Origin of the sequence: Novosphingobium lindaniclasticum LE124 (assembly GCF_000445125.1) — a bacterium.
GTDB lineage: Bacteria > Pseudomonadota > Alphaproteobacteria > Sphingomonadales > Sphingomonadaceae > Novosphingobium > Novosphingobium lindaniclasticum.
In genome coordinates this window covers 37,177-55,120 of sequence record NZ_ATHL01000055.1, presented here as the reverse complement: position 1 = coordinate 55,120, position 17,944 = coordinate 37,177, and the positions used below count along the sequence as shown (strand labels likewise).

Annotated in this window: 16 protein-coding genes and 1 tRNA gene; 8 read left to right on the top strand and 9 right to left on the bottom strand. The window is 66.2% G+C overall.

Features of this window, described 5'->3' with window-relative positions:
- Positions 1-18 precede the first annotated feature (18 nt).
- From uvrB to L284_RS32580, 3 genes are all read left to right on the top strand, one after another.
- On the top strand, positions 19-2,208 hold the full coding sequence (gene uvrB / locus L284_RS32590) for an excinuclease ABC subunit UvrB (protein WP_021233503.1): 2,190 nt from the start codon (positions 19-21) through the stop codon (positions 2,206-2,208).
- A 124-nt stretch (positions 2,209-2,332) separates the two neighbouring features.
- On the top strand, positions 2,333-3,838 hold the full coding sequence (locus L284_RS32585; protein WP_021233502.1) for an acetyl-CoA hydrolase/transferase family protein: 1,506 nt from the start codon (positions 2,333-2,335) through the stop codon (positions 3,836-3,838).
- 207 nt (positions 3,839-4,045) lie between these two features.
- Complete coding sequence (locus L284_RS32580) at positions 4,046-5,548, top strand: S10 family peptidase (RefSeq protein ID WP_021233501.1); 1,503 nt, start codon at positions 4,046-4,048, stop codon at positions 5,546-5,548.
- 133 nt (positions 5,549-5,681) lie between these two features.
- Here the strand turns inward: L284_RS32580 and L284_RS32575 are convergent, their stop codons facing one another.
- From L284_RS32575 to metX, 4 genes are all read right to left on the bottom strand, one after another.
- Entirely contained in the window at positions 5,682-6,353 is a 672-nt protein-coding gene (locus tag L284_RS32575; protein ID WP_031341825.1) for a glutathione S-transferase family protein, read from the bottom strand.
- A gap of 101 nt (positions 6,354-6,454) precedes the next feature.
- Complete coding sequence (metW, locus tag L284_RS32570; RefSeq protein ID WP_021233499.1) at positions 6,455-7,048, bottom strand: methionine biosynthesis protein MetW; 594 nt, start codon at positions 7,046-7,048, stop codon at positions 6,455-6,457.
- On the bottom strand, positions 7,045-7,491 hold the full coding sequence (locus L284_RS32565; protein WP_021233498.1) for a GNAT family N-acetyltransferase: 447 nt from the start codon (positions 7,489-7,491) through the stop codon (positions 7,045-7,047). The genes metW and L284_RS32565 overlap by 4 nt, the downstream gene beginning before the upstream one ends.
- Positions 7,488-8,603 (bottom strand): homoserine O-acetyltransferase MetX, encoded by a 1,116-nt coding sequence (gene metX / locus L284_RS32560; RefSeq protein ID WP_021233497.1) that lies wholly within the window; start codon positions 8,601-8,603, stop codon positions 7,488-7,490. Before metX ends, L284_RS32565 begins: the two co-directional genes overlap by 4 nt.
- A 223-nt stretch (positions 8,604-8,826) precedes the next feature.
- On the opposite strand from metX, the gene hisC reads away from it, so the two are divergent.
- Positions 8,827-9,945 (top strand): histidinol-phosphate transaminase, encoded by a 1,119-nt coding sequence (hisC, locus tag L284_RS32555; protein ID WP_021233496.1) that lies wholly within the window; start codon positions 8,827-8,829, stop codon positions 9,943-9,945.
- On the top strand, positions 9,942-10,871 hold the full coding sequence (locus tag L284_RS32550; RefSeq protein WP_021233495.1) for a prephenate/arogenate dehydrogenase family protein: 930 nt from the start codon (positions 9,942-9,944) through the stop codon (positions 10,869-10,871). Before hisC ends, L284_RS32550 begins: the two co-directional genes overlap by 4 nt.
- A 36-nt stretch (positions 10,872-10,907) precedes the next feature.
- Here L284_RS32550 and L284_RS32545 read toward each other — a convergent pair whose 3' ends face one another.
- The 4 genes from L284_RS32545 to ftsE all read right to left on the bottom strand — a co-directional run bounded on the left by L284_RS32545 (position 10,908) and on the right by ftsE (position 13,838).
- Complete coding sequence (locus L284_RS32545) at positions 10,908-11,603, bottom strand: lysophospholipid acyltransferase family protein (RefSeq protein ID WP_021233494.1); 696 nt, start codon at positions 11,601-11,603, stop codon at positions 10,908-10,910.
- Entirely contained in the window at positions 11,603-12,154 is a 552-nt protein-coding gene (locus tag L284_RS32540) for a YdcF family protein (protein WP_021233493.1), read from the bottom strand. The genes L284_RS32545 and L284_RS32540 overlap by 1 nt, the downstream gene beginning before the upstream one ends.
- Positions 12,155-12,180: 26 nt before the next feature.
- Positions 12,181-13,029 carry a cell division protein FtsX gene (locus tag L284_RS32535; RefSeq protein WP_235054332.1) on the bottom strand — a complete coding sequence of 283 codons (849 nt, stop codon included), beginning with the start codon at positions 13,027-13,029 and terminating at the stop codon, positions 12,181-12,183.
- Between the two features lie 95 nt (positions 13,030-13,124).
- On the bottom strand, positions 13,125-13,838 hold the full coding sequence (gene ftsE, locus L284_RS32530; RefSeq protein WP_031341823.1) for a cell division ATP-binding protein FtsE: 714 nt from the start codon (positions 13,836-13,838) through the stop codon (positions 13,125-13,127).
- A gap of 146 nt (positions 13,839-13,984) precedes the next feature.
- On the opposite strand from ftsE, the gene L284_RS32525 reads away from it, so the two are divergent.
- Together L284_RS32525 and L284_RS32520 are read left to right on the top strand one after the other, a co-directional pair.
- Positions 13,985-14,941 carry an MJ0042-type zinc finger domain-containing protein gene (locus tag L284_RS32525; protein WP_031341821.1) on the top strand — a complete coding sequence of 319 codons (957 nt, stop codon included), beginning with the start codon at positions 13,985-13,987 and terminating at the stop codon, positions 14,939-14,941.
- Positions 14,942-15,173: 232 nt separating this feature from the next.
- A tRNA-Leu gene (locus L284_RS32520) sits at positions 15,174-15,260 on the top strand.
- Between the two features lie 117 nt (positions 15,261-15,377).
- Here the strand turns inward: L284_RS32520 and L284_RS32515 are convergent.
- Positions 15,378-16,241 carry an NTP transferase domain-containing protein gene (locus L284_RS32515; RefSeq protein ID WP_021233489.1) on the bottom strand — a complete coding sequence of 288 codons (864 nt, stop codon included), beginning with the start codon at positions 16,239-16,241 and terminating at the stop codon, positions 15,378-15,380.
- Between the two features lie 166 nt (positions 16,242-16,407).
- On the opposite strand from L284_RS32515, the gene L284_RS32510 reads away from it, so the two are divergent.
- Entirely contained in the window at positions 16,408-17,880 is a 1,473-nt protein-coding gene (locus tag L284_RS32510; protein ID WP_031341817.1) for an ATP-binding protein, read from the top strand.
- The last annotated feature ends 64 nt before the right edge of the window (positions 17,881-17,944 follow it).

The window sequence follows — 17,944 nt, the reverse complement described above, 5'->3', positions numbered from 1 at the left end:
TACCCCATATGTTCCTGCATGGCAGAGCTGATCATTCGCCGGGGCCTTGAGGAACCGGACACTTCGGGCACTTTCGTTCCTCACAAGCCGGCGCGGCCAGACAAGTCGATGCCGGGCAGGCCGTTCAAGGTCGTTTCCGACTATGAACCGAATGGTGACCAGCCCACCGCCATCGCCGACCTCGTCTCCACCGCGGGAGAGGGCGAGAAGACGCAGGTGCTGCTGGGCGTGACCGGCTCGGGCAAGACCTTCACCATGGCCAAGGTGATCGAGGAACTGCAGCGTCCGGCGCTCATCCTGGCGCCGAACAAGATCCTGGCGGCGCAGCTCTACGCCGAGATGAAGGACTTCTTCCCCGAGAACGCGGTCGAATACTTCGTCTCCTACTACGACTATTATCAGCCCGAGGCCTATGTCGCCCGGTCGGACACGTACATCGAGAAGGAAAGCTCGGTGAATGAGGCGATCGACCGGATGCGCCACTCGGCCACGCGCGCCTTGCTGGAACGCGACGACGTGATCATCGTCGCCTCGGTTTCGTGCCTTTACGGCATCGGCTCGGTCGAAACCTATTCGGCGATGATCTTCGACCTCAAGACCGGCGAGACCCAGGACCAGCGCGAGATCATCCGCAAGCTCGTCGCGCTGCAATACAAACGCAACGACGCGGCGTTCACGCGCGGCACGTTTCGCGTGCGCGGGGACAATCTGGAACTGTTTCCCTCTCACCTGGAAGACACCGCCTGGCGCATCTCGTTCTTCGGGGACGAGATCGAGGAGATCGCCGAGTTCGATCCGCTCACCGGCAAGAAGGGCTCGGTGCTGGAGAAAGTGCGGGTCTATGCGAATTCGCACTATGTGACACCGGGACCGACGATGAAGCAGGCCGGCGAGGCGATCCGCTTCGAACTGACCGAGCGCCTCAAGGAACTGGAAGCCGAAGGCCGCCTGCTGGAAGCGCAGCGGCTGGAGCAACGCACCAATTTCGACCTCGAGATGATCGCGGCCACCGGCTCCTGCGCGGGGATCGAGAACTACTCGCGCTTCCTCACCGGCCGCCTGCCCGGCGAGCCGCCGCCGACCCTGTTCGAATATCTGCCCGACAATGCGCTGCTCTTCGTGGACGAGAGCCACCAGACGGTGCCGCAGATCGGCGCCATGTCCAAGGGCGACCATCGCCGCAAGATCACCTTGGCCGAATACGGCTTCCGCCTGCCGAGCTGTATCGACAACCGCCCGCTGCGCTTCAACGAGTGGGACGCCATGCGCCCGCAGACCATCGCCGTTTCAGCGACGCCGGGGCACTGGGAAATGGACCAGTCCGGCGGCGTCTTTGCCGAGCAGGTGATCCGCCCCACCGGCCTGATCGACCCGCCGGTGGAGATCCGACCGGTCGAGGACCAGGTTCAGGACTGCATCATGGAGTGCAAGGCGACAGCCGAGAAAGGCTATCGCACCCTCGTCACCACCCTCACCAAGCGCATGGCCGAGGATCTCACCGAATTCATGCACGAAGCCGGGGTGCGCGTGCGCTACATGCACAGCGACGTCGAGACGCTGGAACGCATCGAACTGATCCGCGACTTGCGCCTGGGCGTCTACGACGTGCTGGTGGGCATCAACCTGCTGCGCGAGGGTCTGGACATCCCCGAATGCGGCCTCGTCTGCATTCTCGATGCCGACAAGGAAGGCTTCCTGCGCAGCGAGACGTCGCTGATCCAGACCATCGGCCGCGCCGCGCGTAACGTCGATGGGCGCGTGATCCTCTATGCCGACCGCATGACCGGGTCGATGGAACGCGCCATCGCCGAAACCGACCGCCGCCGCGCCAAGCAGGAAGAATACAACGCCGAGCACGGCATCACGCCGCAGACGATCAAGCGCCGCATTGCCGACATCGTCGCGGATACCGCCAGCCGCGACGGCGTGCTCATCGACATCGACGCGGAAGGCCAGAACAACCTCGTGGGCCACAACCTGCGGGCCTATATCGAGGACCTGGAGAAGAAGATGCGCGCCGCCGCCGCCGACCTCGAGTTCGAGGAAGCCGGCCGCCTGCGCGACGAGATCCGGAAGCTCGAAGCCAGCGAACTCGGCATCCCCGACGAGCACAAGAAAGCCCCGATCGTCGGCCGCAGCAACGAGGGCAAGCCGGGGACGCGCAAGACGCGGTATGGGAAGTCTCAAAAGAAGAGGTGGGGTAGTTAGAATCCCGAGATAACGTTCAAGAGCATGCATCCTCCGCAATCGTCTCACTAGACTTTGCACTGGATTTGGCGGTTCCAGAGGCCGACTGGCGCTGCAAAGGTCAGAAAGAAAGGATGAGGTTGTCATGCGCATCGCGAGTCTTGAGCTTCGCTCAAAGGTCATGCCTGCCGAAGAAGCCGCGCGCCTGATAGAAAGCGGCAGTGCCGTGGGCATGAGCGGGTTCACCGGCTCCGGCTATCCCAAGGCGGTCCCTCTCGCCCTCGCCGCCCATATCGAAGCCGAGCACGCCGCCGGCCGCGCTTTCAAGGTGCGCATGTGGACCGGTGCCTCGACCGGCCCCGAACTCGACGGCGCGCTGGCCAAGGCGGATGGCATCGAATTCCGCCTGCCTTACAATTCCGACCCCATCGCCCGCGAACGCATCAACAAGGGCGAGATGAACTATTTCGACATGCACCTCAGTCAGGTGGCGCCGATGGCCTGGCAGGGCTTCCTCGGCCCGCTGGACACAGCCGTGATCGAAGTCTCCGGCATCCGCGCCGACGGCAGCCTGATCCCATCGTCCTCGGTGGGCAACAACAAGACCTGGCTGGATCGCGCCTCCAAGGTAATCCTCGAAGTCAATTCGTGGCAGAACGAAGCGCTCGAAGGCATGCACGACATCTACTATGGCACTGCCCTGCCCCCCAGCCGCGTGCCGATCCCGCTGGTGAAGCCAGACGACCGCATCGGTGAGCCCTATCTCAAGGTCGATCCGGCCAAAGTGGTCGCCGTGGTCGAGACCGACCGGCCCGACCGCAACGCCCCGTTCAGCCCGCCGGACGAAAAGGCCAAGGCGATCGCCGGCCACATCCTGGAATTCCTGCAGCACGAAGTGAAGCTTGGCCGTCTGCCTTCGGCGCTGCTGCCGATCCAGTCGGGCGTGGGCAATATCGCCAATGCCGTGCTGACCGGCCTGGTCGACGCGCCGTTCGACAGCCTGACCTCCTACACCGAAGTGATCCAGGACGGCATGCTCGACCTGCTGGATTCCGGCAAGCTGCGCATGGCCTCCGCCACTGCCTTCTCGCTCAGCCCCGAGGCTGCCGCGCGCGTCAATGCCGACATGCGCCGCTACCGCGACAAGATGATCCTGCGCCCGCAGGAAATCTCGAACCACCCCGAACTGATCCGCCGGCTCGGCTGCATCGCCATGAACGGGCTGATCGAGGCGGACATCTACGGCGCGGTGAATTCCACCCATGTCATGGGTTCGCGCATCCAGAACGGCATCGGCGGCTCGGGAGACTTTGCGCGCAATGCCTATATCTCGATCTTCATGACGCCCTCCACCGCCAAAGGCGGCAAGATTTCGGCCATCGTGCCGCAGGCGAGCCATGTCGATCACATCAACCAGGACGTGCAGGTGATCGTCACCGAGCAGGGCCTGGCCGATCTTCGCGGCCTCAGCCCCAAGGAGCGTGCAAAGGTCATCATCGCCAACTGCGCGCATCCGGACTATCGCCCGCTGCTGGAGGACTACTACGCTCGCGCGCTCAAGGGCTCCTACGGCTTGCAGTCGCCCTCGCTGCCTGCCGAGGCGCTGTCGTGGCACCAGCGTTTCATCGAAACGGGCTCAATGCTGCCTTGATGACTTTCGGGCGGCTCCCCCCAGCCGTCCGGACGCCTGACCTGCCCTGCCTTCCGATGGACCATTCCATGGCCCGATCCCCGGAAGGCAGGACGGGCCAGGCACGACATTTTTTCCAGCTCCGACCCTTGTCGTATACTATTTCAAGGTTCTACTGATCGCCCCTGACGTCCGTTCGGACGCATCGATAAAGGGGTCGTTCCTTCCATGCGCAAAGTTTCGCTGGCCTGCCTGGCCATGGTGCTCGCCGCCTGTTCCGTCCCGGCCTTCGCTGCCGATAAGCCTGCCGAAAGCGCCGAAGCGAAGAAGGACGCGGAGGGCGACGAGCTGCCCCTGCTGCCCGCCCCCAAGTCGATCAAGCAGAGCGCGGTGATCGGCGGCAAGACCGTCAACTACACCGCCACCGTTGGCGCGCTGCCGATCAAGGACGAGAAGGGCAAGACCATCGGCGAGGTGGTCTATACTGCCTATACCGTGCCCGGCGCCCCGACTTCGCGCCCGGTCACTTTCGCGTTCAACGGCGGCCCCGGCGCGGCCTCGGTCTACCTGAACCTTGGCGCCATCGGCCCCAAGCGCGTCCAGTTCGGCGCGCAGGGCGATGCCCCGTCAGACCCGGCCGTGCTGCGCGACAATCCAAACTCCTGGCTGGACTTCACCGATCTCGTCTTCATCGACCCGATCGGCACCGGCTTTTCGCGCAGCCGCGTCGATGCCGAGGCGACCAAGAAGGCGTTCTACACGTCCGAGAACGACATCAAGTACCTCAGCCGCGTGGTCTATGACTGGCTCAACCAGAACGGCCGCCTCACCAGCCGCAAGTACCTTTCCGGCGAGAGCTACGGCGGCTACCGCGTGCCGCGCCTGGCCTATTACCTCCAGACCCAGATGGGCGTGGGCATCTCGGGCATGACGCTCGTTTCCCCCTACCTCGACCCGCCCGCCATCGGTGAGGACGACGCGCTGTCGCCGCTGCCCTGGATGATCAACCTCCCCGCCATGGTCGCCGGCCACTTCGAGCGTCAGGGCAAGCTGAGCGAGGCCTCGATGGCCCCGGTCGAGGAGTATATCCGCACCGAATACGTGCAGGACTTCCTCGCTGGTCCGCAGGACAAGGCGGCGACCGACCGCCTCTCCGCCAAAGTCGCCGAACTGACCGGCCTCGATCCCGCGCTGGTGCGCCGCATGGACGGCCGCGTCGACATTCCGACCTATCTGCGCGAGATCCACCGCGACAAGGGCCTGGTCGGCTCGGTCTACGATTCCAACTACACCGCCTACGACCCCTTCCCCGCCAGCGCCCGCCCGCAATACAGCGATCCGCTGCTGACCACGCTGATCGCGCCGACCACTTCGGCCATGGTCGATTTCGTCACGCGACAGGTCGGCTGGAAGGTGGACGCGCGCTACAATGCGCTGTCCTACGAGGTGAACGAGGCCTGGACCCGCGACAACAGCGACAACCCGGTCAAGGATCTGCGCCAGGCGATCTCGATCGACCCGAAGATGACCGTGGACATCGTCCACGGCTGGGACGACCTGTCCTGCCCCTACTTCGGCTCGCGCCTGATCATGGCCCAGATGCCGCAGTTCGGCCGCCCGGACCGCGTGCGCCTGCACATGTATGAGGGCGGCCACATGTTCTACTCGCGCCCCGACAGCGGCGCGGCCCTGCGCCGCGACATCCTGGAGAGCTATCGCGCGGCGAACTGATCGATCGTCGTCGTCCCGGACTTGATCCGGGACCGCTGGCAGTGAACGGCCCGCCTCGCGTCGGACGCTTCACTGCCAGCGGTCGCCTCAAGATTTGCCAGCAGTCCCGGATCAAATCCGGGACGATGCCTACTCAGGCATCCACTTCGGCATAGTGGCTCGGCGGCTGGATCACTTCCATGCGCTCGCTGAGCAGCGGCCGGAACGAAGGCCGCGACTTCATCACCAGATACCAGCCGCGCGCCTGCTCATGGCTCGACCAGTCCAGCCCGCCGAGATAGTCCGCCACCGAAATCTGCGCGGCGGCGGCAAGGTCTGCCAGCGTCATCGTGGCGCCCGCCAGCCAGGGACGGTTGTCGATCAGGTAGTCTATGTAGTCGAGATAATCGTGCGCCAGCTTCATCGATTCGCGCAGGATCTTGGCATCGGGCGACTGGCGCAGGACCAAGCGCTTCTTCATACGCTCGTGGAGCAGCGGGCCGGAAACGTCGTGATAGAAGTTCTCGTCGAACATCGCGATCAGGCGGCGAATCTCGGCACGCTGGACGGCGGTGCCGCTGATCTGCGGATTGCGATCGACGGTTTCCTCGAAATATTCGCAGATCGCGCGGCTGTCGACGATCACGGTGCCGCGCTCGGTTTCTCGCACCACCGGCGTGCGCCCCGCCGGGTTCATCTCGAACAGCCGGTCCTCACCTTCCCAGGGCCGTGCGGTCTGGAGTTCGTAGGCGATGCCCTTTTCGCCCATGAGCAAGCGGACCTTGCGGCTGAAGGGGCAGAGCGGAAACTGGAAGATGTGCCACATGGCGATTTCGAATGCCAAACCTGCCCGCAAGCGTCCACCCGAACCGAAACGCCCCTCCTCGCGCCCCGGCAAAACGCGTGGATAAGTCGCCCTCCTGCCGATTATCCGCGCGAGAGCAGGAACACGGCATGCTCGGCGCGGAAATTGGCCGCCGCCGAGCTGCACTGCTGATCTCCGGACAGGAACCAGGCGCCCTCGACCGCGATCCCGCGCCGTATCACGAGTTCGCGGAAGTCGTTCACGGTGAGGTGGTGGATGTTCGGCGTTTCGTACCAGGCGATCGGCAGCAGGCGCGTCACCGGCATCCGGCCACGCCACAGCAGCGACAGCCGCACGCGCCAGTGGGCGAAATTCGGAAAGCTCACGAAGGCGCGGCGGCCGATTCGCAAAAGCTGCTCCAGCACCAAGTCCGGCCTCATCGTCGTCTGCAGCGTCTGGGAGAGGATGGCATAGTCCACCGACCGGTCGGGGTAGAAGGCCAGATCCCGGTCGGCATCGCCCTGGATCACCGAAAGTCCCTTGGCAACGCAAAGACCCACGTCGGCCGGATCGAGTTCCATGCCGCGCGCATCGCAGCGCTTGTCATCGCGCAGGGCCTGCATCAGCGTGCCGTCGCCGCAACCGATATCCAACACCCGCGACCCCGGCGCGACATTGGCGGCGATCACCGCGAGGTCGGGGCGCAGCAGGCTCACGAATCCGCCTCCAAGGTCGCTGCGAAGGGGCCGGAGAGCTTCTCCATCAGCCGGTCGGGGCGGGCCAGCGGCGTGAAGCCCAGCCGGGTGTAGAGGCCGTGGGCATCCTTGGTGGCGAGCCCGAACCGGCGCACATCGGCATAGTCCGGGTGTTCGATGAACCATTGGGCCAGCCTTGTCCCCAGCCCTTGCCCGCGCACGCCGTCGTCCACCCAGACGTCGGCCAGCCAGGCGAAGCTGGCGCGGTCGGAAATCACGCGGGCGAACCCCACCTGCGTGCCGCCCGGAAGATAGGCGCCGAGGCAGTGCGAACCGGCAATCTGGCGCTCGACTTGCAGGCGTTCGATGCCCGGCGTCCAATAACTCGATGCCAGCCAGCGATGGATGCGCGCGACGTCCAGCCGCAAACTGTCGTCGCTGAGTTCGATGGACGCTGTGCTCAACGGCCATCTCCCAGAAATCCTTCGACGACGCGGTCCAGCGCGGGCACGTCGAGCAGAAAGGAGTCGTGACCATAAGGCGCGGAGAGTTCGACGAAGCTCACCGGCAGACCTGCGGCATTCAGGGCGTGGACCACGTTCCGTGAATCGGCGGTGGGGTAGAGCCAGTCCGTGTCGAAACTGACCAGGCAGTACCGCGCCTTCGAACCGGCGAAAGCATTGGCGAGCAGGCCGCCGTGTTCCTCCGCGAGGTCGAAATAGTCCATCGCGCGGGTGATGTAGAGGTAGGAGTTCGCGTCGAAGCGGTCGGTGAAGGCGAGGCCCTGGTAGCGCAAGTAGGACTCGATCTGGAAATCGGCGTCGAAGCCGAAGGTCTTTTCCTCGCGGTCCTGCAGACGGCGGCCGAACTTCTCGGTGAGGCCGGCTTCCGACAGGTAGGTGATGTGCGCGGCCATGCGGGCGACGGAGAGGCCTTTCTCGGGTCCTTTGCCATGCGCATAATAGTCCCCTTCGCGCCATTCGGGGTCGGCCATGATCGCCTGCCGCCCGACTTCATGGAACGCGATGTTCTGCGCCGAATGCCGCGCGGTCGAGGCGATCACCAGCGCCGCGCGCGTGCGATCGGCGAAGTTCGAGGCGAGGCTCAGCGCCTGCATCCCGCCCATCGATCCGCCGACGACGGCATAGAGGCTCTCGATCCTGAGCGCGTCGAGCAGGGCGACATGGCCGCGCACCATGTCGCGCACGGTGATGACGGGAAAACGCATTCCCCAGGGCTGGCCATCCGCCGCCAGGCTGGCAGGGCCGGTAGAGCCCATGCAGGAACCGATCACGTTGGCGCAGATCACGAAGAAGCGGTCGGTGTCGATCGGCTTGCCGGGTCCCACCATACGTACCCACCAGCCCGGCTTGCCGGTCTTGGGGTGGTGGGAGACGACGTGATGATCGCCCGTAAGCGCGTGGCAGATCAGGATCGCGTTGTCCCTGGCCGCATTCAGCCTGCCGTGCGTCTCGTAGGCGATGCGGCCATCGGGAAGGCTCTGCCCGCCATCCAGCGGAAGCGGCTGCGCGAGGTTCAGGACCTGGGTGGCGTCAAGGAGGGGCGAGTTGGGCATGGTGCAGGAAAGGAGTTGGGGGAGCGGCCAGGGCCTGTCAATCGTGCGGGCCTCCAGGCCGGTATGCGCCGGAGCCTTACGCGGAAGATCAGCAATATTCGGCGGCAGTCATCCTTGTGCGCGCAGCATTGCGATCGGAAGCGGCGCATCAGCAGACAGATCCGGTCCTTCACTTTCCAAACGCCCCTGTCCATCCTGCCGTCGCTGGGCTAAGGCGCGGGTCATGACCGACAGCCAGACCCTCCGTCCCAGCACCGCCCCGCAGCCCAAGCCGTGGATCGACGCGATCCATGCCTATGTGCCGGGCAAGTCCAAAGGCAAGGACGGCAGGCCGCTGATCAAGCTGTCGGCCAATGAGAACCCGCTCGGCACCAGCCAGGCCGCGCTCGATGCCCGCACGCAGCCCCCAGCGCTCTATCCCGATCCCGACAGCACCGCCCTGCGTCACGCCATCGCCGCGAAGCACGGCCTCGATGCCGCGCGGGTGGTGATGGGCACCGGCTCGGACGAACTGCTCAACCTCGCCGCGCAGGGCTATGCCGGGCTTGGCGACGAAGTGATCTATGTGCGCTACGGCTTCTCGGTCTACGACATCGCCGCGCGCCGCTGCGGCGCCACGCCGGTGGTCGCGCCCGATGCCGACTACGGCACCGATGTCGACGCGCTGCTGGCGCTGGTGACGGACAAGACCCGCGTGGTCTTCGTCGCCAATCCCAACAACCCGACCGGCTCCTACCTGCCACAGGGCGAGATCGCGCGCCTCCATGCCGGTCTTCCCGCCGACGTGCTGCTGGTGCTGGACCAGGCCTATGGCGAATATGTCGCCCCCGAGGACGACGACGGCTCCCTGGCACTGGCCGCCGCGCATGACAACGTGCTGGTCACGCGCACCTTCTCCAAGATCTTCGGCCTCGCGGGCGAACGCATCGGCTGGGCCACCGGCGCGCCGGGCATCGTCGCGACGCTCAACCGCATCCGCGGGCCTTTCAACGTCTCGAACACCGGTCAAGCCATGGCGCTGGCAGCGCTGGAGGACGCGGCTTTCGTCGAGGCCAGCCGCGTCCACAACCGCGACGAGCGCGCCCGTTTCGTCGAGAAGCTGGAGGCCCTCGGCAACCACGGCTTGCGCGCACTGCCCAGCCAGGCGAACTTCGTGCTGGTGCTGTTCGAAGGCGCTCTCACCGCCGAAACCGCCTTCGACGGGCTGGCCGACCGCGGCTACATCGTCCGCTGGCTGCCGGGTCAGGGCCTTCCCCAGGCCCTGCGCATCACCATCGGCAAGCCCGAGGACATGGACGTGATCGCCGCAGCCCTGCGCGAGATGGCGGAAGCCGCACGATGAGTTTCGGCACTGTCGCCATCATCGGCCTTGGCCTTCAGGGCGGCTCGATTGGCCTGGCGGTACAGGAGCACCTGCCTGGCACGCAGACCACCGGCTACGACCTCAGCCCGGCGCACCGCGCCCGCGCCGCCGAGCGCGCCCTCGTCCACAGGGTCTGCGAAACCCCGGCCGAAGCCGTCGAGAACGCCGACCTCGTGATCTTTTGCGTGCCGCCGGGCGTCATGGGCCTTGCCGCAGAGCAAGTGCGCGATGCCCTGCCCGCCCGTGCCCTCGTCAGCGATGTCGGCTCCAGCAAGCAGGCGATCTCCAAGGCGCTGGGCGAAGCCCTGCCCGACCACATGGTGATTCCCGCGCACCCGGTCGCCGGCACCGAGAACTCCGGCCCCGATGCCGGTTTCGCGCACCTGTTCCGCAACCGCTGGTGCATCGTCACCCCCGCGGCGCGGACCGACCTGGTCAAGCTGAGCGAACTCGTCGGCTTCTGGGAAGCGCTCGGCGCCAATGTCGAGATCATGACGCCCGAGCACCACGATCTTGTGCTCGCCGTCACCAGCCACGTACCGCACCTCATCGCCTACACGATCGTGGGCACGGCGTCGGATCTGGAAGACGTGACGCAGGGCGAAGTCATCAAGTATTCGGCGGGCGGCTTCCGCGACTTCACCCGGATCGCCGCTTCCGACCCGACGATGTGGCGCGACGTGTTCCTGTCCAACAAGGAAGCCGTGCTCACCATGCTCCAGCGCTTCACCGAGGATCTCACCGCCCTGCAACGCGCGATCCGGGTGGGCGACGGACAGGCGCTGTTCGACCAGTTCACCCGCACCCGCGCGATCCGCCGCTCGATCATCGAGGAAGGCCAGGACGATTCCCGCCCCGACTTCGGGCGCGGCGATCATGAGGCCGGAGTGGACGCGGCGGAGTAGGCAGGCCCGCAGGTCCACGATCCTTCGGCCCGAAACTCACCCGTTCAGCGCGTTGATCTCGTCTAGCACCCGTGCCTCCACTTCCTCGCGAGGTAGACCGGGCTCGATGTGGCGGCCGACCCGCAAGGTGATCGTCCCCGACTTCTTCCAAAGCCGATGATAAAGCCGCCCGCTGTCCACCGCCACCGGCACCACCGGCAGCGCCAGCAGCTTGTAGAGCCCCGCGAAGCCCGACTGCAGCGGCGCCCGCTTGCCAGAGGGAACGCGCGTGCCTTCGGGAAAGATCGCCAACGGGCGGCCAAGCGCTGCGAAGCTCCGCGCCGAACTGACCATCGCGCGCAAGGCCTTGGCGCCCTGGTCGCGTTCAACGGTGACCACGCCGTACTGACGCGCGGCCCAGCCCCAGCCGGGCAGGCCGACCAGTTCCGCCTTCGGAAAGGGGGCGGGAAAGTTCATCTGCGCCGGCAGGTCGATCGCCTCGAAGAAGCTCTCGTGCTTCATCGCCACCAACACGCCTTCGTTCGGCATCTCCCCCTCCACCTTGAGGCGGATGCCCAGCAGCCAGCGGCAGCAGAGCCGGTGATACTGGCTCCATCCGCGCACCGTGCGCCGCATCGGCTCGGTGCCGACGAGCGAGGTCACGCCCACGCCGGCGATGAACACCAGCGTGCCGGGGTAGAACAGCAGATAGAACAGAAGGCTGCGGACGACGTCGAGCGGAGTGGCGCGCATCAGGTGGCTTTCCAGGGAGGGCGGTTCCAGAGATCGAGCGCCATGCGGCCGATATATTTGTGATATTCCAGGAACAAGGTGCTCAGACTGGGGCGGGAGGGCACCCCGTCCTCGCGGATTGTGACATGCTCCGGCAGTTCGCGCGCCAGTTCGTAAGCGGCGCGCCGCATGTGCCAGTCCGCCGTCACCAGCCGCACCGAACGGCCCTTGCGCCGCGCCAGCCACTCCGCCGCTTCCACGGCGTTGGAGCGGGTATCGTAGGCTTCGTATCCCAGCGTGATGCAGCACTGCATCAGCCGGTCCGAAATGCGGAACTCGGCTGCCAGCTCACCCGGCTTGACCTCCCGGTCGACACCCGAAATGAGCAGGCGCGGCGCGCGGCCGGCATCCAGTACGGCCAGCGCCCGCTCGATCCGGCCCTTGCTTCCGGTCAGCACGATCACCGCATCGGTTCGCACGGCATCGTCCAGCGGCCCCGGCAGCGTGACCGCGAACCAGAGGAACCCGAAGAGCCAGATCAGCAGGAGGAAGGCAGCGGTGCGGCGGAACATGAGCGATCTATAGCGACTTGCGACGACTATAGCATCTTGCGCAATGCATGCAGCACCGTCAGCCGTGCAGTCAGCATGGCCAGCAGCGTCGAAAGCAGCGGCACCAGCGCCAGCAGCAGCCAGTCGGTCCAGACCAGCGCCCCGCTATCCACCAGCCCCGCGCCGAGACTCGCGAACCGGCGGCCGAGCGAGAGGATGACCACCATCGCCAGCGCCAGTCCCACCGTGCCGCCGCCCGCCGCATCGAAGCCGATCGAGCGCTGGAACACGCGCGCGACCTGGGTATCGGTGCCGCCCAGCAGGTGGACGATCTCGATGATGTCGCGATTGGCGCCTAGCGCCGAACGCGCCGCCAGGAGGACGGCGGCGGCCAATGCGCCTGCCAGTAGCAGCACCAGCGAGATCGAAAGCACTTGAAGCGAGACCATCGCGTCGAACACCGGCCTCAGCCAGCTCGACTGCGCATCGACTTTCGCCGATGGCGCCACTTTGGCAATCGCCTTCTCGATCGCGGCGAGCTGCGGCGGCGTGGCCGGTCCCTTGAGCCGCACGTCGATCAGCGAAGGTACGGGAATGGCGGCTCCGGTAGCGGCGGCGATCCCGGTGCCGAGCCAGGGCTCGATCAACCCGTCCAGCTCAGCCTGCGGCACCCGGCGCAATCCGGCGACGTGCGGCAGGCGCTTGATCGCGTCCACCGCTGCTGCGGCTTCCCGTTCGCGTATCTCGTCGCGCGGCTCGATGACCTGGATGGTCACGCCGCCCTCGATCTCGGCCCGCGCCAAGGAAATCGCATTACCCAGCGCCAGACCGGCCGCCAGCGCGATCGCGGTCATCGCCACCATGATGGCGATTACCCACGGCATCGGACCCGACATGCGCGTCTGCGGGATCAGTTCCGCGCCGCGCACGCCGAGGCGGCGCCAGTCCCTGACGCGCCATTTCCCGGCGTCGGCGAGCGTGTCCGCTTCGCTCATGTCAGCCTGCGCGGCGGATAGCGCAGCGCACCGGTGGGATCGGCAAGACGCCCCCGGTCGAGCCGCATGATCAGGCTGTCGGGAACCTTGCGCAGCAGGTCGAGATCGTGCGTGGCGACGACGACGGTCGTGCCCTGCCGGTTGAGCATTTCGAACAGGCGCAAGAGCTTGAGGGCCATTTCGGAATCGACGTTCCCAGTGGGTTCGTCCGCTACCAGCATGGCCGGGCGGGCGATCACTGCGCGCGCGATGGCCACGCGCTGCTGTTCGCCGCCCGAAAGCGTGGCCGGGCCGGCGTCCAGCTTGTCCGACAGGCCGACCCATTCGAGGATGTCGCGAACCGGTCCGCCGATGTCCCGCTCCTGATGACCTGCCACGCGCAGCGGCAGGGCGACGTTGTCGAAGGCGGAGAGATGGGGGATCAGGCGAAAGTCCTGGAATACCACGCCGGTCCGCCGGCGCAGTCCCGGCAAGCGGCTGCGTGGCAGCGTGATCAGATCGGTACCGAACATGCGGATGGCGCCGCGCGAAGGACGCTGCGCCAGGTATAGCAGCCGCAGCAGCGAGGTCTTGCCCGCGCCGCTCGCCCCGGTCAGGAAATAGAAGCGCCCCGCGAACAGCGTGAAGGTCAGATCGGACAGCACCTCGCGCTCCGTACCGTAGCGCAAGCCCACATTGTCGAAATGAACGATTTCCCCGTCCGCGGTCATGCTCGTATATCTGTGCTGCGTCTGGTCCGAACGGGCGACGGGAGCGGCTATAGCGAGCATTGAATGTGGAAAAAAGGGCGTTCCGGCTTGTGCCCACAGCTCGATGTCTTGTCGCGGACGAGTCAGTCGTGCTTTAGCTTGCTATCATGATCATCGCGTGCCCAGCTTGCTCTACACGATACGCCGTGCCGGACAGCGCGGTCGGCGTGGACGGCCGCACCGTGCGCTGCGCCAAGTGCCGCCACAGCTGGTTCCAGGAAGGCCCGGCGCCATCCAGTGCGCAAACGCCCCCGGAACCGGAGCCTGCACAACTGGCCGAGAGCGTACCAGACACGCAGGCACCGCATCCCGACACTGCCTTTGCGCAGCCTGCCGTTGCGGAGCCCGCTCCTGCACCGATGCCGCATCAATCGCAGTCCACGCGGCCTGGCTCGTCGGCACAACCGGCAAGGGAAGCCATCCGCGTCCCCGGCCGCGCCGCTGCTCCCGCGCCGGCGCCGATCTCGGCACAGGACGCGCCCGTCGCGGAACCGGCGGCAGACGCCGCTTCCGCGTCTTCGGCAACGCCCCCTCGCGCCGCCCGCAAGACGGCGGGCGTCTATGACGACACCACGGCCGTCCACTATGCGGACGAAGGTCCTTCCAGCTTCGATTTCGCGCCGCCGTTCCGCCCGCGCCGCAACTGGACGCGGATCGCGACTTTCGGCTCGGTACTCTTCGCGGTGGTGACGCTGGGCCTTACCGGCGCGGTCGCCTGGGGCGGCTTGCCCGACTGGCTACCGATTCCGCACCAGACGTTCTCGCAGGCGCAGCCCGACCTCCAGCTCGACTTCCCGCGCAAACGGCAGGACCGCAAGCCCTTGCCCGACGGCACCGAGTTCTTCTCGGTCAGCGGCACGATCAGCAATATCGGCAGCGAAGCGCGCAAGGTGCCTTCACTGCTGGTGGTGCTGCGCGACAAGCGCGACCGCATCGTCTACGAGAAGGAAGTGGTGCCTTCCAAGCGCAAGCTGGCCCCCGGAGAAGCGATCACCGTCAACGAAGCGCTCACGGACATTCCCAAGGCGGCCTCGGCCGCGGAGATCGGCTGGAAGCCCGAATAGCGTTTCTCGCGGACGTCTGCGCAATTTTCACGGAATCAAAGACGCGCCCAGCCGGAAAGCTTGGGCGCGTTTTTTCGTATCTCCACGCTAATCCGCCGAATTTTAGGTCTTGCTCGAAAAAAGTCGCTCTTTTTGAAAATAATCGCTCGAAGCCTCTTGCCGGGTCCGGAACCCTTTGCTAGTGGCGCGCTCCTGCCAAGGGGCGGCTTCACAGCTCCCCGGTGATGATTTAGCGGTCATGGCGGAATTGGTAGACGCGCAACGTTGAGGTCGTTGTGGGCGAAAGCCCGTGGAAGTTCGAGTCTTCTTGACCGCACCATCATTCTTGTAGATCAAGATTGGACAAAGCCTTCGGGCCCCCGCAAGGGGGCCCGAAAGTCGTTTGGGCTCCTGAAATTTTCCGGATAGCGAGGACGGACGCTGCCGCTCGGCCCTTTCACGCCACGGCCAGCGCAGCGTCCGCTGCCTGTTCATCCCGCGAAACATCGCCCAGCAGATCGCGCACGATCGCGTAACTGCGGTCGTCGTCGACATCGATGGCCTGCGTGCCGTCCGGCAGGATCACGGCACGAACCCTCAGCCCCATCCGCCGCGATGCGCGGACGACCGCGCCGGAAAGCGTTTCCATGCCCAGCTTCATCAATGCCAGCCCGATGAAGCCGATCGCACGCCGAACGCGGGCACTTTCCCGCCCACCGATCCGCGCACCCCGAAACACGTCCACGGCGTCGACGAAGCGGGTATGCGCCATGCCGTAGAGATCGCATGTCGCGAAGGCCCCGTCGCGAAGGCTCAGGTAGCTGCGCAGGGCGCTCGGGTGCGCCGCCTCCACCGCCTCGCGCCGGGCGAGCGCGAAAGTCACGTCGCAACCTTCCAGCGCATCGGCCATGGCGTCGATCGATTCGGGGCTCAGCAGCGCGTGATCGGCCGTGGTGACGAGCAGCGGCCCATCCCAGTCCGCCGCTGCGGCACGGACGCTGGCGGCGATATCCTCGCGCGCCTCGACCAGGGCGACGGACCCGCGTCCAGGCAGGCGGGTGAGCACGTCCCACACCGGATCGAAGGCCTCGCGCTCGACGCAGACGGCAAGGCTCGCCACCCGCGGATGCTGCGCGGCGGTTTGCAGGACATGCGCGATCAGCGGCCTTCCGGCGAGCGGGATCAGGCAGCGATGCTTTTCCCCAAAACGCTCGGCCAGCACATCGACGGCTGCCGGCGTGAGACCATGCCCAGCCAGAACCACCAGCCTGAGCGGCCGCTGTTCGCTATCGTCGATATCGGAAGTAACCGGAGAAGCCATGATCCCCAAACCTATGCCCCGCGCGTGTGACAGCGCCGTGACTGGCGATTCGCGCCCGCGCCGGAGATAGAGAACGGGCGCGCAGAACCGGACTCCCGATTCAAGCTATGGATAACGCCGCAATGCCGACTTGCCTCCCGGGCCAGCCTTGCCCAAGGCAGGTGCCGTGAGCGCCAATATCGTGATCGGCCAAACCCCGCAGGGCGAGTCGATCGAGATCGACATCAAGGAACTTCTCGCGACCCGCCTGCTGGTGCAGGGCAATTCCGGGTCCGGCAAGTCGCACCTGCTGCGCCGCCTGCTCGAAGAGAGCGCCTCGGTCGTCCAGCAGGTCGTCATCGATCCGGAAGGCGATTTCGTCAGCCTTGCCGAGGAATTCGGCCATGTCGTGATCGACGGCGCCGCTTATGCCGAGGCGGAGATCGTCCGGCTCGGCGCGCGCATCCGCGAACATCGCGCCTCGGTGGTGCTGGCGCTCGACGAGCTGGAGATCGACCAGCAGATGAAGTGCGCCGCGCAGTTCCTCAACGCCATGTTCGATGCCCCGCGCGAGCAGTGGTATCCGGCGCTGGTCGTGGTGGACGAGGCGCAGATGTTCGCGCCCGCCGCCGCCGGGGAAGTTTCCGAAGAGGCCCGGCGCGTCAGCCTGGCGGCAATGACCAACCTCATGTGCCGGGGCCGCAAGCGCGGCCTTGCCGGGGTGATCGCCACGCAGCGCTTGGCCAAGCTGGCGAAGAACGTCGCCGCAGAGGCGTCGAACTTCCTGATGGGCCGCACCTTCCTCGATATCGACATGGTGCGCGCCGCCGATCTGCTCGGCATGGAGCGGCGCCAGGCCGAATCGATCCGTGACCTGGCGCGCGGCCAGTTCCTCGGCCTCGGCCCGGCGATCAGCCGCCGTCCCGTGGCAGTCAACATCGGCTCGGTGCTGACCGGCGCCAAGTCGGTCACGCCCGGCCTGATGCCGCTGCCGACAGCCTCGACCGACGAACTGCGCGAGCTGCTGCACGACAATCTGCATGTGGAGCCCGAACGCTCGGAATTCTCACGCCCGGCCCCGCGTCCCAGCGTGGACATCGAGGAACTGAGCGAATCGATCGCCCACAGCCCGGCATCGCCGACCGCACCGCCCCCGCGCCCCGAGCGGCCCGAGCCGGAGCCGGAAGAAAACCGCGCGGCCATGCTCGAAATCCTCAACGCCATGGCCCGGGATCCGGAATGCACGTTCCAGTCCGCGACCACGCTGTTCCAGGATTTTACGATCCGCTGCCGAATGAAGGGCATTTCGGTGCGCGGCCTCGACGCGACGATGTTCCGCAGGGGCTTCGCCGCCGCAATCGCCGGGATCGAAGACCCGGAAGACGAGCGCTGGTTCGACCTCGTCAACCTCGCCAGGCATGTCCCCGACGATGCCCTGGCCCCGTTCTACATGATCGCCCGCGCGGCGATGAACGACGAGCCCTGCCCGGACGACATGACCCTGGCCCGCGTCTACGGCACCAGCAGCCCGCGCCGCGTACAGCGCCTGCTGGACTATCTGGAAAAGGACGGGCTGATCGTCGTCCGCACCGATTTCTCGGGCAAGCGTTCGGTCGGCCTGCCGGATCTCGGCGTGACGACCGCGCCCGTCGAAGGCTGAGTTCAAACCCCACGCCCTTCGTCATTGCGGGCGTAGCGAAGCAATGACGAAGGAGGAGACGCGA